Here is a 20,789-nt window from a genome sequence, read left to right on the forward strand (position 1 = left end):
CAAGGGTGTGGTGCCCTATGATTCCACGTCAACTGGTATTGCGCAATTTCCTCAGCTATCGCCAGGCCATTCTTCCCTTTGCGGGGTTACATCTGGCCTGTATTTGTGGTGCCAATGGGGCGGGCAAGTCCTCGCTTCTTGAGGCGATCGCCTGGGCACTCTGGGGGCAAAGCCGCGCTAGCCGTGAGGATGATGTGATCTACTACGGCGAAATGGAAGCCCAAGTGACGTTTGAGTTTAGCGTTCAGGGGCAGACCTATCGGGTGGTACGGTTGCGGCGACGCGAGCAACATACGGTTTTAGAGTTGCAGATTCAAACAGCAGCGGGCTATACCTCGCTAACGGGGCGATCGCTACGAGCAACACAGGAAAAAATCATTCAAATTCTGCGCCTTGACTACGCCACGTTCGTCAACAGTGCCTATCTGCGCCAAGGCCGTGCCGATGAATTTATGGCCAAACGCCCCAGTGAACGCAAGCAACTCTTGGCCACCCTTTTAGGCTTGGATCAATACGAGACCCTTGCGGAAGCGGCTCGCGATCGCGCCCGTGACTACAAAGCCCAAATCAGCGTTCTGGAACAACGCCTCCAGAGCCTAGGGGAGCAACTCGCCCAAGAACCGCAGTTACGCGCCCAACAGGCAGCGGTGAGCCAGCAGATTCAACAGCAACGGCAGCAAGTCGAGCAGTGTCAACAACGGCTCCAAGAGCAACAGGCCGCCTACCACGTCCATCAACTGCAACAGCGGGACTATGAACACCTGCAACAGCAGCGAGACACCCTCGGGACAACAATCGCCCATCTCGAGCAGCAGTGCCAGACGCTCCGCCAAGAACAGGCCGCGATTGCGGATCTAGAAGCCCGTGCCCCCCTCTTGGAAGCCGCCGTTAGCCAATGGCAGCGCCTGAAAACCGCTGAAGCGCAATTGCAGCAGTGTTTTGCTGACTATCAACGGCTGCGCCAAGAGCGCGATCGCCAGCAGCAGAACCTCGACCAGCAGCGCCAAGACCTTCTGCGCATCCTGCATGGATTGGAGAGCCAGCAGCAATTTCTTCTGGAACAATGCCAGCAGTTGGAAAAGCTCCTCAAGCAAGAAAATCAGATTGTCGCTGCCCTTGAGCAGTTACAGCGATCGCGCGCTCAGCTCCAAGCACAGGAAGAGCTTCAACAAAAAGTCTTTCCCCTTCTGCAAGCCAAACAGCGCCTTGAACTGGAACGGCAACAGCAGGAGCAACGCCTCCGCAGCCGGCGCGATGAATTGCAGCAGCTGTGGCAGCATCTCCACCAACAGGTGGAACGACAACCTGCTCTCCAAGAGGCGGTGATACTGATTACAACACAGATTGAAACCCTTGAAAAACAACGGGTTTATCAAGACCATGTGCGGGAAAAGGGACTAGAGCGCCGCCGCTTCCTAGAGCAACTGCAAGCCCGCCAGCGGGAATACGAGCGGCAGATTCATCAACTGAACCAGCGCCTAGAACTGCTCCATCAACCGGGAGCCATCTGTCCCCTGTGTCAACGTCCCCTCGATGCCGAGCACTACCAGGCTGTCCTGCAGCGCCATGTCGCTGAAAAACAGGAACTGCTCAATCAGGTGTGGGTAATCCGCGAGCAGCTGGCAGTCACAGAGCGCGAAATTCAGGTCCTGCGGCGGGAATATGCAACGGTTGCCCATGAGATTTCCCAACTGACGCAACTCTTTGAGCAGCGGGGGCAACTCCAGCAACAACTCCAGAGCACACAGGATTTGGAACCTCAGTTGAATCGCTTGGCTGCAGAAATTCAGCAGATTGAGCGGCAGCTGAGGAACGGCCATCAGGAAACCCTTGGGGAACTACAATCGATTGAGGCGGAACTGAAGCGCCTCAACTATGACGAGAAAAATTTAGCGATCGCCCGCGGGCAAGTGGAAAAATGGCGTTGGGCCGAAGCCAAGGAACAGGAACTCCGCCAAGCGCAGCGGCAATACCGCCAAATTCAGCAACAACTGCCGGCCCTAGTGGCACAACAGGAAGAACTGCAACGCCAACTCAATGCCCTTGAAACCCTCTCCCCCTTGGCACAAACCTTGGCCACCATTGATCAGCAGTTGGCGGCCTTAGCCTACGATCCTGAGCAGCATGCCCAAATTCAGGCACAACTGGCGGCATTAGAACCGAACTGTGAGGCCTATCAGACCCTGCAACGGGGGCGATCGCGCCAATCCCAACTCCGCCAAGACCTCCAGCACCTAGAGGAAACGCTGCACCAACAACGGGAACAACTGCAACGCATTACTGACAAACTTGCTACCCTTGAGGACACTGCACGCGCCGCCAGCCGCCTTGCCGCCGAGCTGAACCAATGTCAACAGGAACTCCTGAAGCAGCAGCAGACCCTCGAAGCTAACCTTGCCCAGCATGGCAAACTCAGCGCTGAATTAGAGCAACTCCATCGCCTAGCCCAAGAATACGAACAGGGACAGCAAACCCTTGCCCACCTCCGCTATCAATACCGCCTCTACTGCGAACTAGCCCAAGCCCTAGGCAAAAATGGCATTCCTGCCATGCTCATTGAAACGGTCTTGCCCCATCTGGAGGCAGAAACCAACCATATCCTAGGCCGCCTGAGTAACCATCAACTCCATGTGCAGTTCATTACCCAACGCAGTCGGCGGCGCAGTGGCGCTGATACTAAGCCCATTGAGACCCTCGATATTCTCATTGCCGATTGCCAAGGGACTCGACCTTACGAAAGTTATTCTGGGGGTGAAGCCTTTCGCATCAATTTTGCGTTGCGTTTAGCCTTGGCGCGATTGTTGGCGCAGCGCTCCGGCAGTGATGTCCAGTTTCTCATTATTGATGAGGGGTTTGGAACCCAAGATGCCCAGGGCTGTGAACGGCTGATTGCCGCCTTGAACGCGATCGCCCCTGAATTTCACTGCATCCTCGCCATTACCCATGTGCCTGCCCTCAAAGAAGCTTTTCAAACCCGCATCGAAGTCACCAAAATAGGGGGAGCCTCCCAACTCAGCATCATTACCTAGGACAGGGGTAGCAGCTTGCGGCACAATATCGGCAAAATGGTAGAGTAGGGTCAGCAACAGCACACTTTGCCAATGACGGTTGAACTTATTGCCAAACTCAGCGATCCCATTGTCAGTGCCGGACAGGGGGCACAGCGCCAACTGGAACTAACGTTAGCGGCACAGCGGCAACAACAGCGTGCTCCCCTCAATCTCTGCCTGATTTTGGATCACAGTGGCTCAATGGCCGGACAACCTTTGGCAACGGTCAAGCGAGCCGCGCAGTCCTTGGTGGATCGGTTACTGCCGAGCGATCGCCTAAGTGTCGTGGCCTTTGATCACAAAGCTCAGGTGTTAGTGCCCAATCAATTTGTGCAGGATAAAACCGCAATCAAGGAGCAAATTGCAACCCTTGAGCCAAGTGGTGGCACTGCCATTGATCTGGGGATGAAACTGGCTCTGACAGAGTTGGCCAAAGCCAAACAGGGAACCATCTCCCAAGCCTTTTTGCTCACCGATGGGGAGAATGAACACGGCGATAACCAACGCTGCCTTGAACTGGCCAAGCTGGCAGCAGAGTACAACATTACGTTTAATACCTTGGGGTTCGGCGTTCACTGGAATCAGGATGTCCTTGAGCAGATTGCTGATGCGGCAGCAGGGCGTTTAGTCTTTATTGAATATGCGGAGCAGGCGATCGCCTGTTTTCAAGCACTCTTTAGCCACATTAGCAGCGTGGACTACACCAATGCCTATGTCCTATTGACCCTGAGTGAGGCGGCACAACTAGGGAACTTCAAACCAGTCAACCAAGTGGCTCCCGATACGATTGAACTCACCTACGACAGCCCCACCCCCCACGAGTATGTGATTCGGGTTGGCGATGTTTCCGCTACCGTCAAACGCACACTCTTGATCACCCTGAGTACCCAACCCTTGCCCCCAGGCTCTCACCTGATTGGTTTTGTCCAAGTCCGCTACAATGACCCCGTGCAGCAGGCCACGGGTCTTTTCTCTGAAAAAATTCCCCTCACACTCACGGCAGAACCCGATCACATCGCCCAAGTGGATCCAGAAGTACAGCAGAGTATACTCACCCTCGAAAAATACCGCAAAACCCAGTTGGCAGAAACAAAGCTGCAAGCGGGAGATACCGCGGGCGCTGCCACCTTTTTGCAAAGTGCTGCCAAAACGGCTCTGCAAATGGGAGATACGGAAGCAGCAAAAGTCCTTGAAGCCTCGGCTCAAGAGCTACAGCAACAATCTACCCTCAGTGAAGCCGCCCTCAAGCGCACCCGCATTGCCTCAAAAACAGTCCTGAGCAATCCCCCCTCAAACTAGCCACACAGCATCGCCATTCTGGCAGCCTAAGAGCGACTGGGCATTGCCACCATTCACCGCTAGCTCAATAAACCCATGACTGCCTACTAATGCCATCAGATGTTGAGGTGGAACATCGCCATAGGTGTGGACGAGGGGAATCTGCTGTCCCTGAATCTGAATGTGGTGGTAGTCCTTGGCTAAAAGCGCCGCAGGGAGTGTGGTGATCACATTCCCAAAGTGATCAATGGCTTGAATCCAACCTTGGATGCCTTGGGGGGTAATCTCATAGGTGAGATGGGGCAAGCGCACCAAACTATCTGGCTCAATGGCAGAGCCAAGGCGCGCCAAATCGGTTCCTGCAGCTAAATGGGCGGCCACGGGGGCAAAAATATCCCGCCCATGGAAGGTAGCACTGGGGTTGGGGGTACGCCAAAACTGCGGCTGGGTGAGTTCAACCACTCGCTGAGGAGGATAGCGATCGCCCACTAGACTAAAGACCCCATTATCGGGTCCCACACAATAGCCAACCCCCAGATCAAGGGCGATCGCCCGCCGACGGGTTCCCACCCCCGGATCCACCACCACGACATGCACCGTTTGCGGGGGAAAATAGGGCACCGCTTGCAGCAGTTGAAAACTGGCCGTGCGACAATCCTGCGGTGGAATTTCATGGCACAGATCAATCACTTGGGCTTGGGGATCAATACTTAAAATCACCCCCTTCATCACCCCCACATAAACATCCTGATGGCCAAAATCCGTCAGCAGGGTAATGCAGCGAGCCATAGGCAGTTCACAGAGACAGTCGCTTAAACAAGGGTTCAGGAATCCAACGAATGATCACCATGATCCAGCGCCAAATGGGTCGCACATAGATCACATCTTTCTTTTTTTCTATGGCTGTGAAGATCGCATTGGCCACTTCCTGCGGCTGAGCAGTGAGTAGGGGGGGCAACCTCATGCCTTCGGTCATCCGTGTCTTCACATAGCCCGGCAAAACCGTTAAGACCCGAACCCCCGATTTGGCCAAGCGCTGCCGCAACCCCGACAAAAAGGCTGTAAACCCCGCCTTGGCAGAGCCATAGCAGTAATTCTTTGCCCGCCCCCGTTCCCCGGCCACAGAGGAAATCCCCACTAACGTCCCAAACCCCCGCTGCTCAAACATATTGGCAAAGAGACTCAAAATAACGACTGGCCCCTCATAATTGGTGCGCATCACTTCAAGGGTAAGGGATAAATCTTGCTCACATGCCTTTTGTTCTGGCATGAAACCAACAACGCAGATCACGATCGCGGGTTGCTCCGGGAGTTGCTGGATAAAACTTGCATGGGTCTCCACCGCTAAAACATCAAATTCATGGACACTGACGGCCACGCCGTAGCGTATTTCCAGATCTGCTTTATCTGGCTCTAGGCGACTCACCTGTCGTGCCGCCAATTGAATCGGATAGCCCTGAGCTGCAAACCGCTGGGCGATCGCCCGCCCCATATCGGAAGTTGCCCCCAAAATCAGCACAGGCGCCCTCATAGATGTAACCTCTTTGACTGTTCCGAAGCAAAGTTCACCGTCCACTGTTGGGCATCCCTGACCTTGACAAACGTTTCTACCCGAGCATCGGACTGGCGCAGGCGCATTGGCGTCAAATGGCTATCCTTGGCAAGGTAAAAGCGACCCCCATAGTGTAGGGTGATCTCCTCCAGTTGATCCAAAACCTTGAGGGTGCGTTGCGACATCGGAAAGTCCAAGGCCAAGGTATAACCCGCCATGGGAAATGAAAAATAACCCTGTTGATCCCCCAACTTCTTCAAGACCGCCAGAAAGGATCCCGCTCCTGCGGCTGACGTGCAATGCAGTAACGCCGATAAACCTTCACGGGCAGTGCTCAGGGGCAAGACACATTGGAACTGGACAAAACCGCGCCGCCCATAGATGCGATTCCATCCCAATAAGCTATCAAGGGGATAGAAGAAGCGATCCCAATCCACGAAGGACTGGCTGGCTTGCCGTTGCTGATTGAGAAAATACAGTTGATTAAAAGCGCGAACCGTCAAGGGATTCAAGGCACCATTGGGAAAATCCACGGGAATCGAGAGTTTGCGTCGTTGCGGAGTCCGCAGTGGCCTTTGGCGATATTTGGCTGGCAACTCCTCCCGTGTGGCATGTTCGCCCAGTATGAGCACAGACCGTCCTAACTGCGAACCAGTCGCCAGACAATCAATCCAAGCCACGGAGTAGGTCACGTCCTGAGCCGCCTCAAAGAGATCAATGACCTCGTCTAAATGCTTGGCGATGCGGGTCGTTTGGCGAATCCACGCGGTTTCAATGGGGCGCAAGCGAAAGGCGGCTCTGAGGATCACCCCCGTCAAGCCCATTCCCCCCACCGTCCAGTAAAACAAATCCTGATTTTCGGAAGGGGAGCAGCGATAAATTTGCCCCTCACTGGTGAGGAGATCCAGCCAGTCCAAACTCTGAACAAAACTGCCCTCTTTGTGGTGATTCTTGCCATGAACATCAGCCGCAATCATGCCCCCCACAGTGACAAACTTTGTACCGGGGGTAATCAAGGGAAACCAACCGCGAGGCACAAAAATCTCGAGAATCTCCGCCAGCAGCACCCCCGCCTCAGCAATCAATTGACCCGTGTGCGGATTAAACCCCAATAGGCGATTGAAGTGGCGCATTTGCAGCGTTGCTTCCCCATTGAGGGCGCTATCGCCGTAGGCACGGCCATTTCCTCGGGCAATGAGCGGCAAATCCCTCTTGAGAAGCTGGAGAATTTCGGATTCTGAGCGCGGGCAATAGACATGACAGGTCTGCACAGGATACCGCCCCCAGCCGCAGAGCGTTTTAAGAGAACCCCTAGGCGTCATGGGAGAAGACATATCGCTTATCCAAGTGATACTTGACCACATAGCCAATGGCTAGACCAATAATGGCGCCAATTTCGCGCATGAAATGGCTGTGCCAAATCAACCAAAAGACAGTTTCAAATCCCCAAAAGATGGCCGTTGTGAAAATCCCCATCGAAGCATACAGACTAAATTGACGGCTATAGTGATGCACACCCTTTTTATGATCAAAAAAAATCCAGCGCTTATCCAGATAGTATTTCACTACCAAACCCACGAGGGTACCCACTGCCACTGCGGTTATAAAATAAGGGAAACTATTATCAATGAGTAATATCACTCTTTGAAAAAATAAATTCATAAAGGTGGCAATAACCGCAAAAACTGTATAGCGAATAATCAGAGTTTGCAAACTCATAGAATCCCACCAAGAATAAAGAGAACTAGGCAGATCAAGAAACAAATTTGACTTTGGCGATCTTTAATTGCATAAACAATTGGATCATAGTGCATCAACCCGCGATGGGTCAGCAGGATGGTGCGGGTAATCCAATATAGCAGCACACAGCAAATACCCCAGAGCACCTGTGGTCTTGTGTAAAGAAGCTGCACTTGGGGAGAGTTGATATAGAGTGCCAGCACCAAAATTGAGACATAACCCGCCCCAATGGCCATCATGCTAATAATCGGCAAATCGTCAATATGATAGCTCCGACCACTGGTCTTGAGTTGTTTGCGGTGACGATGATCCACCAGTTCTGCTTGCCGCTTGACTGTTGCTAGGCAAAAGAAGAAAAAGATGGAGAAGGCCAAAAGCCAGACACTGAGGGAAATTCCTGTGGCAACCGCACCCGCAAAGATGCGAAGGGTATAGAGACCAGCGAGGGTGCAAATGTCAACAATAATCCGTCGCTTTAGGTAAAAGGAGTAGGCAGTTGTGAGACCATAATAGGCCAGCAGAATGCCCAGAAATGGCCAACTGATAGTGGTGGCGATCGCCATTCCCAGTTCTAAAAGCACCAAAATCATCCAGATGCCATGACAGAGGGGAATATCTCCAGCGGCAAAGGGGCGATGACGCTTGCGGGGATGGGCGCGATCGGCCTGCAAATCCAAAAGATCATTTAAGACATAGACACTAGAAGCCGTGAAATTAAAGGCAACCACTGCCAACAGCGAAATCCAAAAGGTTGGTAAATCAAATTGATGTGCCGCGAGCATAGGCACAAAGACCAAACTATTTTTCACCCACTGATGGGGGCGGATTTCTTTCAGGTAGGGCTTAATACTTCGTTTTGCGCTGCCGAGATGTTCCACATTGGGATTAATTTGCTCGACTTTTTTGCGTAGCCGAGGAGACGCATTGACCGTCATTGCTTTGGCCGCAACTGCCCACACAGGCAAATCAGCCTCAGAGTCCCCCATGTAGATAAAGTTTTTCTCACCAAAACGCTCTATAATGAACCTTGCCTTATGCTCTCCCTTCAAATTAAGCTGGCCATCAGACCCATAAACCTCGTCAAAAAGCCCTAAATGGGCAGCAATCTTATCAGCAATGAGTTGATCAGTGGCAGTGACGAGAGCAACCTTACCCCCCCTTGCTTTCCAAGCTTGGATATACTGAATAACTTCTGAATTATAGGGTAGTGATGTAACCTCTATTTTAGAGAGAGTGGCTAATTTTCTTTTGATCTGGGCGCGATTAAAACTTCTTGTTTTGAATAATTGAATTAGAGACTGACTAAAAGACGACCAGATTAATTCCAGCAGAACATCTGTTTTCAGTAGTGTTTTATCTAAATCAACTGCAAGGTAAATCATCTATTCATGCCAGAAATAGAAAGGCGGAAGTAAAAAATGGGATAGATAGAACTCTATTGTCACAGCGATTTAAGGTCATGGGTGATTACTCAGTGAGCTAGATGAGTTTAATTTTGGAATAATTTGATAAATAATTCCTTTTTGCTCAAGTTGATATTTTTTGATCACTTCATCTAACTGATAATAAGCAGGTGGTTCAATTGCTGCAATAAATATCTGATTATCATCAATATTGCGATCAATCCAATTTACAACTCCCTCCGAAAACAGTCTTTCTACAAAAATTAATCGAACATCTGTCCTATACTTATCAATGGTCTGAATAAATAGTAAAGGTCTCCACAGTGTATAATCTGCTATCAAAATACCATCTTTGGATACATTACTTAAAGCCGTTTCAGCAAATAGTCTAGGTGAGTAGTCTCCATTTTTAGGTGGCCATAAGAAGTACCAATTATTATCTCGCAATGGTGCTACTCTTGCTCCAACTATATCTATTTTCGTAATTTCACTAAATTTAACTGCGGAAAAATATGTGATTGGGGGAATTAATGCAATTGCTAAAAACAGTAAAATAATATTCCTACGAAAGAAAGGATATAGATGTGTAAGATAGGCAATCCCCAAACCAACAAAAACCGAAAATGCTGGATAGACATGAATATAAACATTGAATTTATCAGGAATAGAACTTATCGACCCTGCATATATGAATGTTCCGCCCCAAATGATAATAGGTAATGCCTCAAACACACGAAACCAAATAGAAGCAACGACTCCAACTGAGCCAATTAAAATAGAGAGACCAAAGTAATTATATGCCAGATAAGCAAAAAATTTAAAAAATTCACGTAAAGGCGAAACTTCATAAAATGAATTTTGAGTCATGACCAATCCAAGTGCCTTGAAAATACTTTGACCTGAAAGTAATTCCAAGAAAACATTGTTCCAGTATGTATGAGAAACTAGAAAGAAGATAGCTAGACAAATAGCAAAATTAGCTAGATTAGTCTGCCTCCATCGAATGAATGTTAAGGAAACGATAGCTACTAGAAGAATTAAGCCAGTTGGCAGATGAAGTAAACTAAATCCTGCTAAACCATAGGAGAGTAACAAAAAGTATTTCGAGTGGTGTGCATTGTAGCGACTCCAATAGACTATGCTGCCAAGAGTTGCAAAAGCTAATGTAGTACTAAAAGTATAAACTTCAGCAATGACTGACAGCAGCCAAAAACTGTGAGATACAATGAGGCTAGTACCTGCAAGAACAGAGGCAGTTCTATTAAGGGTAATTACTTGTACTATCCATGTTACCAAGGCTACGGTTACTGCACCAAAGAAAGCCGAAACAAAATTAGCCCTAGCACCGACATCACCAAAAGGAATTGCTTGGAAAAATTGGCCTATTGAAAGGAATAACTTATACTCTCGATGACTACCTATGAAAGTTGTATCTTGTGTACTAAGCATTCTGAGAGCAAGATCGGCACTATCACCCCATGATATTGTAGGCGCAAGTGTTAGTGTATAAATTATTAAACCAACTAAAAAGGTAATTGAAGGAGTAATTAAGCTATTATATGAGGTTGAATTGATAGAGCGGCGCATATCCTCAGAATAATTAAAATATCAGAATTGTTACTGAAAACTACTGTGACCATACAAAATCCGTGTATATTTTAACATCTTAACACAAAACACAAAAGCCTGTGATTAGCACTACTTTTCCCAAGAATTCTGTGATCCTTCGTGAGGAGACCTCAGTCACAAACATACTACAGGAACTTGGTCAGAAGTGTTGAATCCTGCAACAAAACTTAACATTTTAAGTGACCAGTAGCTCTGGCTGCCAATCAAAGCTCCAATGCACTATCGAGCAGCGACGACTGAGTTCCAGTTGCAAATATCGCAATTTGTCTAATAGCTTCTTCCCAAAGTATTCAGGTATCTCCACTAGCTCTAAAATTAAATAGGCAATTAAAACCATATAAATCTGATTTACCACGCCGTTCAAACTCTTTGTAATCAACTTGTCTAATGATAAATGCATCTTCAGAAATTTCCATAGGTTCTCAATCGCCCACCGCTGCCGATATAACTCACTCACTTCCTCATCACTTAGCTCCTTTAGATTTGTCGCTATACGAAACTCCCTTTGATTCTCGTCAAAAAATTGAACCACGCGATATCTCTCATGATTGAGCTTCATTCTCATGTTATTCTTGATACGTACAACAAATGAGCACTTCCTCTCACTCAGTCGCTCTAAAAATTGCCAGCTCGCAAACCCTCTATCCATGATTACAACAGCATTTGTAATCCCTGCATGATTCAAGCGATAAAATAAGGCTCTCATACTGGTTAACCCTTGGTCGAGAACGTAGGTCAACCAGATTTTGAAGAACAATTGAGAGTTCAGCACGGGGTAGTCACAGGAGCTGAGCTGATTGAGAATGGACTTGACAAGAGTTGCAAAAGATGCCATAGTAAGTTGACTGTTTTTCTTTTTTAAGGGAAGAATATGACATTTCTTCCCTTTTTTCTAGCCTCTCAAACTATCTTTCAACACTTCTGTGCCAACGCCATCCCTTAAGTTGACAATTATTTCTTAAGCCTATGGCCACAGCGTCAGCGTCTATACCCGATTGGCTGCTCAACCTCATGCTTCTTGCTATTCAGGATGGTCGAGAATGGGGATACGAGTTTCTTCGTGATCCCCACTGGGGTGGCGATCGCGATCGCATGGCCAACCACGCAATTTATGAAGCCACCCTCTGGTCAGTGGGTTCTGGAGTCGCCACTGGCGTCATGGGCTGGGCTGGCATGCCCCTCGACATTGGCTACTTTTACTATGCCCAAATCAAGCTGGCAGCGGCGCTGTTCATCATCTATGGCTTAGATCCCGAAAACAAAAATGTGCTGATGATGCTGATTCCCACTGCCTTGGGGTTTACTGCCGCTGAACTTGCAAACCACTTCGGTACCCAATTTTGTCGGCAAATCTTCAAGACCTTTGGCCGGCGGGCGGCGCAAAAAAATTTATCCCAAGTGCTGATGGCAGTCTTCAGGCAGCTGCCGCCTCCCCTTTTGCGGCAGATTTTTGGCAAAGCCTCGAGCAAAAGTCTCACCCTACCTGCGCGGGCCGTTCCCCTTGTGAGTGGCGTGATTGGCGGGGCGACGAATGCCGTCATGATGAACATTTGCGGTCATGGGGTTTGTACGGTGATCAAAACGTTTCGATCGCCTAGTTAGGTGTCTTCGACAGGCTCAGACTCTAGGACGGTTTTCAGCGTTGCGGCTAGGGGAATGGCCAGCAAAATTCCCAAAAAACCTGCCACCCGTCCGCCAATGAGCAGAGCAATAAACTGCCAGAGGGGATTCAGGCCCATCAAGTCCCCCAGTAACTTTGGGGTAAGCACGTTATCCTTAATTTGTTGCAAGACCACAGCAATCACGAAAATATTCAAAGCCAGCCACGCATCCTGAAAGAGGATGAGCAGTGTCACTAAACCAATGCCCAAGGTCGCCCCCACCACAGGGATGAGCTGGGCAATACCAATGATCAGGGCAAAGAGAAAGCCAAAATTGACCTTGAAGGCGATCATAAAGGGAATCAGGGCAAGAAACATAAACAACCCCAGAAAAAGCTGTGCTGAGAAAAAACTGCGAATATTCAGCCGCAGCGAGTAATCCACCATCTGTCGCCAAGGCTTGGGTACCAGTTTCATGATTCCGCGCCAAATTTCACTGCCATAAAAGAGCATATACACCGTTAGGATTAGCACGAGGAGCACATCAACAAATTTAGTTAGGGTTGTAATCGCTACACCGGGTAACATGGCGGCAATCCCTTTGAGCTGGATCGTCAGCTCTTCCATCAAGTCATTCACCCCCACGGGAAAGCGGTAGCGGCGCAGTAGTTGATCCAGATGGCGCAAATTTTGATTGCTGGTATCCGCCAACTCTGGCAGTTGATTCAGGAGTTCTTCCGCCTGTTGAATAGCAAGGGGGAGCAGCAACAGCATCAAGACACTGACCACTAAAAGAGTAATCAGTAACACAAGGGCGATCGCATTCCGCCGCCGCAAACCACGAGCACAGAGGCGAATCACCACTTGATTGAGCAAAAAAGCCAAGATGGCGGCAATGACAAGGAGATTAATCGGATATTCAAAGTAAAGGTAAACCTGCTCCGCCACCCAGAGATTGAGGACAATCAAAGGTCCCGCTATTAAATAGGCAAGATACCGTTGCCAACTCCTTGGTAGCCCATCCCCTTTCATGAAAACCTAGGTTGAAGGATGCAGGCGAGTGCGTAACCAATTGCCCAGCACCAGCAAGCCCACGATCGCCAGTGTGCCCCAACCCAAGGGACTCGGATACCAATAGGCTGCCTCTAGGTGATTCAGATAACCGGGCATCAATGTCCAAGTCAGGCGATCGCCCCTTTGCTGAACATGAGGATTGACCACGGTATCAGCAGTAGTGGCTGGGCGCTCAATTGGGCGTGCCCCCCAAGGGGTTTCTAGGGCAAGCTGAAACTTCAGGAGCGACTGCGGTGCCACCAAAACAGCTTGATCACGGGACTCAATGCCCAAGGGGCGCAGATCAATGTCATAGCGAAAGCGCTCCCGTACAAAGAGCAACCAGTTCTGGTCAAAAATCTCCGCCTCAGCAGTGACTTGGGGAAGATAGGGCACACCACCGATGCGGTTGAGGACAGTGGCCAATTGCTGGCTGGTGTCAAAGGGAATCGTCAGCTGAAGATGGGTTTTATCGCGTTCCTTGACCACTCCCCCCAAGCGGCGCGCCTGCTGAATCACCTGTTCTGTAAAAGGGAGATCGGGTTGGGGCAGCGTCAGCGTGTAGGTTAGGCTCCCCCCAGTTTGTCCCTGATGCTGGATGACCATATCTGCTTGGACGCATCCACTCAAACAGACCACAAGGGGTATCAAGAGCCAAAGTATCCAGCGCTGCATTCCGCCTCTATTCCTTTCCTTGGTTTTGCTGTGCAAGATTATCCTATCTTGGGATGCTGCCAAGGCACAAAAAAACACCCCGAACAGCTCAGGGTGTCGCCATAACTTGTCTAGGCTAATCTAGGCTATTTGTTGGGTTGAGGTGTCAACCGCAGATAGGGCTTAACAGCATTGAAGCCCTTGGGAAACTTCTGCTTCGCCTCTTCATCGCTGAGGGAAGGCACAATCACGCACTCTTGACCCTCTTGCCAGTTGACGGGGGTGGCCACACTGTAGTTGTCCGTCAGTTGCAGCGAATCAATCACCCGCAGAATCTCAGCAAAGTTACGCCCCGTGCTCGCGGGATAGGTCAAGGTCAAGCGCAGGCGTTTTTGGGGGTCAATGATAAAGACTGTGCGCACCGTCAGGTTGTTGAGGGAGTTGGGGTGGATCATGTCGTAGAGGTTGGAGACTTTTTTATCTTCGTCTGCCAAAATCGGGTAATCCACCTTGACGTTGTTGACTTCTTCAATGTCTTTGATCCAGCCGAGGTGGGACTCCACACTATCCACACTCAAGGCCAAGGTTTTGACATTGCGCTTCTCAAATTCTGAGCGTAACCGCGCCACTTCGCCCAGTTCTGTCGTACAAACGGGGGTGTAATCCGCTGGGTGGGAAAACAATACAACCCAGCTATCCCCTGCCCACTCATAGAAGTTGATTTCCCCCATGGAAGACGCTTGGGTAAAGTTGGGTACGACATCCCCAAGTTTTAGGCTCATAGATGGTGGCTCCTAGGCTAACGATGTATCTTTAGCTACGGATTCTATCTTGCCACAAACTCTCGTTTATCGGTCGGAATATAGAGGAAAATATACAAACCGATAGAATTGGATAGGATTTAGGGTTGAGAATTTTCAATCGTCGTTGCCTTTAGGGTCTGGACATACTGCTGCACCTTGAGGTCAATACCCGTAATATCCGTGCCCACGACCACTGCCCAAGCGCCCAAATTCAAGGCTTTTGCAGCCATTGTGGAACTGGCAATCCCCCCTTCACAGAGAATAGGGACATTGAGGTGCTCAACAAGCTGACTCAGGAGCGCCCAACTGGGGGGTGGGGTATGCGCCGTGGTTTCGGTGTAACCAAAGAGGGTCGTGCCCACCCAATCAGCACCGGCAGCAACCGCCGCTTCAGCACTTGCAAGGGAGTCAATGTCGGCCATGACGGGCTTGCCCAGTTCATCGTGAATTCGCTGAATCAAGTCCTGTAGGGGTTCAGGGCGCGATCGCGCTGTGGCATCGAGGGCAATCACATCGGCACCGGCAGCAGCAACGGCCACTGCATCGGCAAAGCGAGGCGTAATATACACGGGGTACTCGGGCAACACCTGTTTCCAGAGGCCAATAATGGGCACCTTTACCGCTTGGCGCACCGCCTGAATATGGGCTGGGGTATTGATGCGCACGGCCACTGCCCCCCGTAAAACAGCGGTTTTTGCCATGGCTGCAATAATCTCTGGGACGGCTAGGGGAGAATCGGGCGGTGCTTGGCAGGAGACAATCAGACCGCCGCGAATTTCTGTTGCTAGGTTCATGGTGTCTCTAAATGCAATTTCTGGCGGGCGATCGCCCCCAGTTCCAAGGACAGACCACTCACCCTCTCCAGCAAGTAAAGGCAATGCTCTGGCCGCAGGAATGTGCCATCGTTGCGACAGACCCCCGTGTAGATCAGGCTCATCATCGGCCAGTGGTCTTGGTGCTCCTTGAGGCGGATCTCCAGCAGGCGATCGCGCAAATTCACCACTTGGGTTTTCCCTGACTTGGTGGTTAGCTCATAGAGAATTTCAGGGGTGGCTCGCAAATCCTCTAACCACTGTTGCCAAGTGCCCCGCTCCACGGGTTCAGGGGTACGGATGAGCAGTTCATAAGTAGCTGCCCGCAGGGCTTGACTCGCTGCCGGTTCACTTAAGGGCACCACTTCCCAGGTGTAAAGGGGCACCTCCGCCGGCAGTTGTTGCCGCAATTGCTCCAGCACCGTTGGCGGATCCACCTCGCGATAAAATTCCAGATCAACAATTTCGCCATAACTGGTCACCCCAAGGGGCAAGGCGCTGGCGGTGGAGATGCGGGGTGAAGGATGAAATCCCCCCGTAAAGGCAATGGGTAGATGGGCACGGCGTACTGCTCGCTCAAAGAGGCGCAGTAGATCTAAATGGCTGAGAAGCGTCATTTCCCCAGTTTTCCCAAAGGTGAGGCGCAGACGTTGCACCCGTTCTTGGGGGGCTTGGGGCTGACCTTGAATGGGCGGAATCGGGGGGGGCGGCACGACCACGTTATGGCCAAAGTCAATGCCACAGACGCCACAATGGGAGCAGCCCTCAAAGGAACAATCGGGAACAACAACCGCTTCTAGGGCACGGTGCAAGTCTTCCTTCAGCCATGTTTTACTAATGCCCGTATCAATGTGATCCCAAGGCAGGGGAGCATCGAGGTTGTGGCTGCCACCACTAAAGACATTCCACTCACCCGCTTCCAGTTGACGGTATTTCCAGTCCAGGCCAGCTTCTTGAATGGCTTGCGTCCAAGCGGCATAGGCGCGATCGAGGCTTTCCCACCAAGAATCTTCCCGTGCCCCCAATTCCCACGCGCGGCGGATCACTGGCCCCAGTTGGCGATCGCCCCGACCGACAAAGTCTTCCATTGCTGAGATGCGCACATCGGTAAAGTTGGCCTTTAGCCCCTTGATCGTGCGGAATTCCGCCTTCAGTAGCTCCTGTTTGCGTAGAAACTCACTGGTGGAGACCGCGTGCCACTGGAAGGGCGTATGGGGCTTGGGGGTAAAGTTGGAAATGGTCAGGTTAAAGCTCAGGGGTTTGCGTCCCTTGATCCAGCATTCTCGCTTCAGCCAACGGATCGTTTCAGCAATGCCTAACACATCGGCATCGGTTTCCCCCGGCAGGCCAATCATAAAGTAGAGCTTGACCTTATCCCAGCCCTGTTCGTAGGCAGTTTTGACCCCCCGCAGCAGTTCCTCATTGGTCAGACCTTTGTTAATAATGTCCCGTAGCCGCTGTGTTCCCGCTTCCGGGGCAAAGGTCAGTCCCCCTTGGCGCGTGCCCCCCACAATATGGGCAATGTTTTCATCAAAGCGATCCACCCGCTGGCTGGGGAGTGAGAGGGAGATGTTCTCGTTTTGCAGGCGGTTTTTAATTTCCACACCCACGGCGGGCAAAGCCAAGTAGTCGGAGCAACTTAACGACAGTAGCGAAAACTCGTTGTAGCCCGTGGCGCGCATCCCCGTTTCAATGGCAGCAATCACCTCATCGGGGGCAACATCGCGGGCAGGGCGGGTGAGCATCCCCGGTTGGCAAAAGCGACAGCCGCGCGTACAGCCCCGGCGAATTTCCACCGTCAAGCGATCGTGAACGGTTTCTACATAGGGCACCAAGCCAATGGCATAGTGGGGCATCGGGGTAGCTACTCGCCGCAAAATGCGCTCAGGCACATCGGGGCGATTGGGTTTAACAGAGCCATCCCCTTGGCGATCGTAAAATTGCGGCACATAGACCCCCGGCACCTGTGCCAAATCCAATAGCAAGTCCTGCCGACTCAAGCCGGCTCGTTTGCCTTCTGCCACCACGAGGCCAATTTCGGGCAAGAGTTCCTCGCCATCCCCAAGGGCAAAAAAGTCAAAGAAGTCAGCGTAGGGTTCAGGGTTTGATGTCGCTGTCTGTCCACCGGCAAAGATAAGGGGAATCTCTTCTAGGGGTGCCTGTTGGCGTTCTCGCCAAGTCAGGGGTAAGCCAGCCAAGTCGAGCATTTCCAGAATGTTCGTGGCACCCAACTCATAACTGAGGCTAAAGCCAATGAGGTCAAACTCCCGCAGGGCACGGCGCGATTCCACAGCAAAAAGGGGAGTTTGGGTCACTCGCAATTTGGCGGCTAAATCCGCTGCGGGTAAGTAGGCGCGATCGCACAGTTGATCGGGGACGGCATTGAGAATGTTGTAGAGAATAATGTGTCCTAAGTTCGAGGCGCCCACCTCATAGATTTCCGGATAGCTGAGCACCCAGCGCACCGTTGCGGCCTGCCATGGCTTATGAACCGCCCCTCGCTCATTGCCCAAATAGCGAGCAGGTTTGAGAATCTCTGGGGTGAGCAACTCAGTAATCGGAACAACCATGACTCATGAACCCAATTGCAAACATCTAGGGCAGTAAAAAACGGGATTCCCCAGTGGGCATCGGGCGGGGGGGTTCGGGGGGCGCCAAAAGTCCAGCACTGCCAGGTTGGGGAACGGGGGGCAAAACGGTGGGAGGTCTCGATGTCGGTTCTGGCAGTGTTGTTTGGGGTTGGGGACGCTGGGGCGTAGTCGTGGGTAACCCCGCTTGCTGGGCGTAGAAGGTGGCCAGTGTGCTCACCAAGGCATCCCGTTGTTGGCGATTGAGTTGGCGAATAGCAGCAATATCCCCTTCCATGGGGTTGACTGTCAGGTAAGAACGTCCCGGATAGGTTTCTCCCCGCAGGAAGTCATTCAGCCCCAAATAGTCAGCAAGGGAAATTTTCCAGTCAAAACGGTAGAGGGGCGATCGCCCTTTGACAGTGGTGTGATAGACAATGAATCGCTCAAGGAGGGTACTCTCCGGCGCGGGCTGACGATTTTCTTGGCGGATATAGTGGTTTTCCTTCGGTAAAGCGGGCAATTTGGGATAGAGGGTTTCTGCCACCAGCCGCGGGTTAATGAGAATTTGGGCAGTGGCATCGGGTAGGTTGGGGTCAGGTTGCGATCGCCCCACACTCCAAGTACTGCTCAGGGGCAACCACAGAAGTGCCAGCAAGCACCCCCCCGTCACCCAGCCCAAAAACGTCCAGCCCCGTCGTCTTCCCATGGCGCCTAATCTGCCAGTAACTCCGGTTGAGCAATTTCATCGGACATTTCGATAATGGCACGGGTCACCGGCTTCAGGGGCAGATCATCGAGATCTTCACTGGCCTCTAGCCCCCGCCGCTGTTTCGCCCGGTTGGCAATTTGCACCGTAATCCGATAGCGATTGGCGGAGTGCTTGATTAATTCTTCCGCTCGGCGGTTAATTTCCAAGGCTGAGTAATGAAGGCGCTTTTGCATGGTCAGTCTTTTCCTTAAACGTGGGTGGCCATTGCTTGTAGGGGTTGTGGTGTCGGTGTCACAAAGGGCTGGATAATGCCGCCCCCCAGCAGGCGATCGCCCGCATACCAAACCGCCGCTTGCCCCGGCGTTACCCCAAATTGCGGTTCAGCAAACTCCAATTGTACCTGCTCAGCGTTGGCAGCGGGAATGATGGTTACCGGCACCGGAGGAGTACGATAGCGAATTTGTACCGTGGCTGTGATCGGTTCTGTGGGAGGGGGAATCGAGACCCAGTTCACCCGGGCCACTGTACACTCACGACGGCCGGCGGTGGCACGATCGCCGACAATGACGCGATTGTGTTCCCGATCCAAGGCCACCACATAAAGCGGTTCAGGTGCCGCAATTCCCAAGCCTTTGCGCTGGCCAATCGTATAGTGGTGAATCCCCTGATGGTACCCCAGCACCCGGCCATGGACATCGACAATTTCCCCTTGCTGACTGGGCAGATACTGATCCAAGAATTGGCGCATGGAGCCATGGGCTTCAATTAGGCAGAGATCTTGGCTTTCCGGTTTACTGGCGGTGTGCAGGCCATACTGCGCCGCGAGGGCACGGGTCTGCGCCTTGGTTTGCTGACCAAGAGGAAACAGCACATGGGCCAGAATCTCTTGGGGCAAGTCATAGAGAAAGTAGCTTTGATCCTTATGACGATCCACCGCCCGCCACAGTTCATAGCGATCGCTCGTGGGATTGTATTTCACTTGGGCATAATGCCCGGTAGCAATGTAGTCAATCCCCAGTTGCTCACGGCTATAGGCGAGCATCGGCCCAAACTTCACCAAACGGTTGCATTGGGAACAGGGCAGCGGTGTCACCCCACTGGCGTAGCCACTGACTAGATAGTTCACAATATATTTCTCGAAAATTTCGCGGCTATCCACAATATGGTGAGGGACTCCCAGCTCCTCACAAAGACGCGCCGCATCCACTAGCCCCTCAGAGCAGCACTGCCCCTTACCCTTCATCAGCCACAGCGTCAGACCAACAACGGGGTACCCTTGAGCTTTGAGGCTAGCAATGGCCACGGAACTATCAACACCGCCGGAAAGGCCAACAACAACCGCCGGTAAATCGGACATTGTTAAGATTCACAAAAAATCTACCTCTTTTAGGGTAGCATCCCTACTTTCGCAGCGCAGGCCATCGCAATCGGCTATAATCGGGAGACAAGGTTGGCGAGTAATCGCCGCTTGAGTTTTTTAAGTAGAGCGATTCTTGAGTTCGGTTTTAGGGAAGGTTGGTTACGTGACAGTCGTCTCTCCGAAGTCAGCGTCAACACATGGTTCAATTTTTGCTTTGGAGCAGATCAGATTATGTCTATTTATGTCGGCAACCTTTCCTACACGGCCACCCAAGAAGACCTAGAGGCCGTTTTTGCCGAGTACGGTTCCGTCAAACAAGTCTACTTACCGGTGGATCGGGAAACAGGCCGTAAGCGGGGCTTTGGTTTTGTGGAAATGTCCACGGATGCTGAAGAAGAGGCGGCGATCGCTGATCTCGACGGTGCCGAGTGGATGGGACGGCAACTCAAGGTCAACAAGGCACGCCCCCGTGAAGCCATGGGTGGTGGCAACAATCGTTATTCCCGTAATCGCTAACTCCCGCAACTAGCCCTCTAGGAGGTGCTATATCGGCTCTGCCAATGTGGTAGAGAAAT

General features: G+C 51.4%; 19 protein-coding genes. 4 read left to right on the forward strand and 15 right to left on the reverse strand.

Translation table 11 applies throughout. The features are described from left to right. The first annotated feature begins 17 nt into the window (after nucleotides 1-17). Together RHP47_RS04305 and RHP47_RS04310 are read left to right on the forward strand one after the other, a co-directional pair. On the forward strand, nucleotides 18-3,029 hold the full coding sequence (locus tag RHP47_RS04305; protein WP_310841127.1) for an SMC family ATPase: 3,012 nt from the start codon (nucleotides 18-20) through the stop codon (nucleotides 3,027-3,029). Nucleotides 3,030-3,101: 72 nt separating this feature from the next. Continuing rightward, nucleotides 3,102-4,349, forward strand: a complete 1,248-nt coding sequence (locus tag RHP47_RS04310; protein ID WP_310841128.1) for a VWA domain-containing protein — start codon at nucleotides 3,102-3,104, stop codon at nucleotides 4,347-4,349. On the opposite strand, the gene RHP47_RS04315 is transcribed toward RHP47_RS04310, so the two are convergent. The 7 genes from RHP47_RS04315 to RHP47_RS04345 form a co-directional block, all read right to left on the reverse strand. Further along, nucleotides 4,341-5,117, reverse strand: coding sequence for an SAM-dependent chlorinase/fluorinase (locus RHP47_RS04315; RefSeq protein ID WP_310841130.1), 777 nt, complete (start codon nucleotides 5,115-5,117; stop codon nucleotides 4,341-4,343). The two genes, RHP47_RS04310 and RHP47_RS04315, sit on opposite strands and share 9 nt — an antisense overlap. A gap of 7 nt (nucleotides 5,118-5,124) precedes the next feature. Then, entirely contained in the window at nucleotides 5,125-5,859 is a 735-nt protein-coding gene (locus tag RHP47_RS04320) for an SDR family oxidoreductase (RefSeq protein ID WP_310841132.1), read from the reverse strand. After that, a complete protein-coding gene (locus RHP47_RS04325) occupies nucleotides 5,856-7,214 on the reverse strand; it encodes an FAD-binding oxidoreductase (protein ID WP_149818511.1) in 1,359 nt (452 codons plus the stop codon). The genes RHP47_RS04320 and RHP47_RS04325 overlap by 4 nt, the downstream gene beginning before the upstream one ends. Continuing rightward, entirely contained in the window at nucleotides 7,192-7,599 is a 408-nt protein-coding gene (locus RHP47_RS04330; protein ID WP_149818513.1) for a GtrA family protein, read from the reverse strand. Before RHP47_RS04330 ends, RHP47_RS04325 begins: the two co-directional genes overlap by 23 nt. Then, nucleotides 7,596-9,002, reverse strand: coding sequence for a UbiA family prenyltransferase (locus tag RHP47_RS04335; protein ID WP_310841134.1), 1,407 nt, complete (start codon nucleotides 9,000-9,002; stop codon nucleotides 7,596-7,598). The genes RHP47_RS04330 and RHP47_RS04335 overlap by 4 nt, the downstream gene beginning before the upstream one ends. Nucleotides 9,003-9,077: 75 nt before the next feature. Further along, a complete protein-coding gene (locus RHP47_RS04340) occupies nucleotides 9,078-10,610 on the reverse strand; it encodes a protein O-mannosyl-transferase family (protein ID WP_286626762.1) in 1,533 nt (510 codons plus the stop codon). Nucleotides 10,611-10,827: 217 nt separating this feature from the next. Further along, a complete protein-coding gene (locus RHP47_RS04345) occupies nucleotides 10,828-11,487 on the reverse strand; it encodes a transposase (RefSeq protein WP_399381529.1) in 660 nt (219 codons plus the stop codon). Between the two features lie 131 nt (nucleotides 11,488-11,618). Here RHP47_RS04345 and RHP47_RS04350 point away from each other — a divergent pair, with 131 nt between their 5' ends. Then, a complete protein-coding gene (locus RHP47_RS04350; RefSeq protein WP_149818521.1) occupies nucleotides 11,619-12,254 on the forward strand; it encodes an EcsC family protein in 636 nt (211 codons plus the stop codon). Here the strand turns inward: RHP47_RS04350 and RHP47_RS04355 are convergent. From RHP47_RS04355 to mnmA, 8 genes are all read right to left on the reverse strand, one after another. After that, on the reverse strand, nucleotides 12,251-13,285 hold the full coding sequence (locus RHP47_RS04355; RefSeq protein ID WP_310841137.1) for an AI-2E family transporter: 1,035 nt from the start codon (nucleotides 13,283-13,285) through the stop codon (nucleotides 12,251-12,253). The genes RHP47_RS04350 and RHP47_RS04355 overlap by 4 nt on opposite strands. 6 nt (nucleotides 13,286-13,291) lie before the next feature. Beyond that, a complete protein-coding gene (locus tag RHP47_RS04360) occupies nucleotides 13,292-13,912 on the reverse strand; it encodes a DUF3153 domain-containing protein (RefSeq protein ID WP_310841138.1) in 621 nt (206 codons plus the stop codon). A gap of 194 nt (nucleotides 13,913-14,106) precedes the next feature. After that, complete coding sequence (locus RHP47_RS04365) at nucleotides 14,107-14,742, reverse strand: peroxiredoxin (RefSeq protein WP_149818527.1); 636 nt, start codon at nucleotides 14,740-14,742, stop codon at nucleotides 14,107-14,109. A gap of 119 nt (nucleotides 14,743-14,861) precedes the next feature. Further along, the gene (locus RHP47_RS04370) at nucleotides 14,862-15,557 is read right to left on the reverse strand and encodes an N-acetylmannosamine-6-phosphate 2-epimerase (protein WP_286649907.1); all 696 of its coding nucleotides are present in this window, start codon (nucleotides 15,555-15,557) and stop codon (nucleotides 14,862-14,864) included. Then, nucleotides 15,554-18,145: a TIGR03960 family B12-binding radical SAM protein gene (locus RHP47_RS04375; protein ID WP_286649908.1), complete on the reverse strand. Its 2,592-nt coding sequence runs from the start codon at nucleotides 18,143-18,145 to the stop codon at nucleotides 15,554-15,556. Before RHP47_RS04375 ends, RHP47_RS04370 begins: the two co-directional genes overlap by 4 nt. Nucleotides 18,146-18,170: 25 nt before the next feature. After that, nucleotides 18,171-18,851 carry a hypothetical protein gene (locus RHP47_RS04380; protein WP_149818533.1) on the reverse strand — a complete coding sequence of 227 codons (681 nt, stop codon included), beginning with the start codon at nucleotides 18,849-18,851 and terminating at the stop codon, nucleotides 18,171-18,173. 5 nt (nucleotides 18,852-18,856) lie between these two features. Beyond that, the gene (locus RHP47_RS04385; protein ID WP_149818535.1) at nucleotides 18,857-19,087 is read right to left on the reverse strand and encodes a DNA-directed RNA polymerase subunit omega; all 231 of its coding nucleotides are present in this window, start codon (nucleotides 19,085-19,087) and stop codon (nucleotides 18,857-18,859) included. A gap of 14 nt (nucleotides 19,088-19,101) precedes the next feature. Further along, nucleotides 19,102-20,211 (reverse strand): tRNA 2-thiouridine(34) synthase MnmA, encoded by a 1,110-nt coding sequence (mnmA, locus tag RHP47_RS04390; RefSeq protein ID WP_149818537.1) that lies wholly within the window; start codon nucleotides 20,209-20,211, stop codon nucleotides 19,102-19,104. 234 nt (nucleotides 20,212-20,445) lie between these two features. Here mnmA and RHP47_RS04395 point away from each other — a divergent pair, with 234 nt between their 5' ends. Next, a complete protein-coding gene (locus tag RHP47_RS04395) occupies nucleotides 20,446-20,730 on the forward strand; it encodes an RNA-binding protein (RefSeq protein WP_149818540.1) in 285 nt (94 codons plus the stop codon). The last annotated feature ends 59 nt before the right edge of the window (nucleotides 20,731-20,789 follow it).

Origin of the sequence: Thermosynechococcus sp. QKsg1 (assembly GCF_031586415.1) — a bacterium.
Classification (GTDB): domain Bacteria; phylum Cyanobacteriota; class Cyanobacteriia; order Thermosynechococcales; family Thermosynechococcaceae; genus Thermosynechococcus.

What these genes read in the sequence shown, in the direction of transcription:
- RHP47_RS04305 (WP_310841127.1), top strand. Translation starts at nt 18, where the DNA reads ATGATTCCACGTCAACTGGTATTGCGCAATTTCCTCAGCTATCGCCAG.
- RHP47_RS04310 (WP_310841128.1), top strand. Translation starts at nt 3,102, where the DNA reads ATGACGGTTGAACTTATTGCCAAACTCAGCGATCCCATTGTCAGTGCC.
- RHP47_RS04315 (WP_310841130.1), bottom strand. Translation starts at nt 5,117, where the DNA reads ATGGCTCGCTGCATTACCCTGCTGACGGATTTTGGCCATCAGGATGTT.
- RHP47_RS04320 (WP_310841132.1), bottom strand. Translation starts at nt 5,859, where the DNA reads ATGAGGGCGCCTGTGCTGATTTTGGGGGCAACTTCCGATATGGGGCGG.
- RHP47_RS04325 (WP_149818511.1), bottom strand. Translation starts at nt 7,214, where the DNA reads ATGTCTTCTCCCATGACGCCTAGGGGTTCTCTTAAAACGCTCTGCGGC.
- RHP47_RS04330 (WP_149818513.1), bottom strand. Translation starts at nt 7,599, where the DNA reads ATGAGTTTGCAAACTCTGATTATTCGCTATACAGTTTTTGCGGTTATT.
- RHP47_RS04335 (WP_310841134.1), bottom strand. Translation starts at nt 9,002, where the DNA reads ATGATTTACCTTGCAGTTGATTTAGATAAAACACTACTGAAAACAGAT.
- RHP47_RS04340 (WP_286626762.1), bottom strand. Translation starts at nt 10,610, where the DNA reads ATGCGCCGCTCTATCAATTCAACCTCATATAATAGCTTAATTACTCCT.
- RHP47_RS04345 (WP_399381529.1), bottom strand. Translation starts at nt 11,487, where the DNA reads ATGGCATCTTTTGCAACTCTTGTCAAGTCCATTCTCAATCAGCTCAGC.
- RHP47_RS04350 (WP_149818521.1), top strand. Translation starts at nt 11,619, where the DNA reads ATGGCCACAGCGTCAGCGTCTATACCCGATTGGCTGCTCAACCTCATG.
- RHP47_RS04355 (WP_310841137.1), bottom strand. Translation starts at nt 13,285, where the DNA reads ATGAAAGGGGATGGGCTACCAAGGAGTTGGCAACGGTATCTTGCCTAT.
- RHP47_RS04360 (WP_310841138.1), bottom strand. Translation starts at nt 13,912, where the DNA reads ATGGTCATCCAGCATCAGGGACAAACTGGGGGGAGCCTAACCTACACG.
- RHP47_RS04365 (WP_149818527.1), bottom strand. Translation starts at nt 14,742, where the DNA reads ATGAGCCTAAAACTTGGGGATGTCGTACCCAACTTTACCCAAGCGTCT.
- RHP47_RS04370 (WP_286649907.1), bottom strand. Translation starts at nt 15,557, where the DNA reads ATGAACCTAGCAACAGAAATTCGCGGCGGTCTGATTGTCTCCTGCCAA.
- RHP47_RS04375 (WP_286649908.1), bottom strand. Translation starts at nt 18,145, where the DNA reads ATGGTTGTTCCGATTACTGAGTTGCTCACCCCAGAGATTCTCAAACCT.
- RHP47_RS04380 (WP_149818533.1), bottom strand. Translation starts at nt 18,851, where the DNA reads ATGGGAAGACGACGGGGCTGGACGTTTTTGGGCTGGGTGACGGGGGGG.
- RHP47_RS04385 (WP_149818535.1), bottom strand. Translation starts at nt 19,087, where the DNA reads ATGCAAAAGCGCCTTCATTACTCAGCCTTGGAAATTAACCGCCGAGCG.
- mnmA (WP_149818537.1), bottom strand. Translation starts at nt 20,211, where the DNA reads ATGTCCGATTTACCGGCGGTTGTTGTTGGCCTTTCCGGCGGTGTTGAT.
- RHP47_RS04395 (WP_149818540.1), top strand. Translation starts at nt 20,446, where the DNA reads ATGTCTATTTATGTCGGCAACCTTTCCTACACGGCCACCCAAGAAGAC.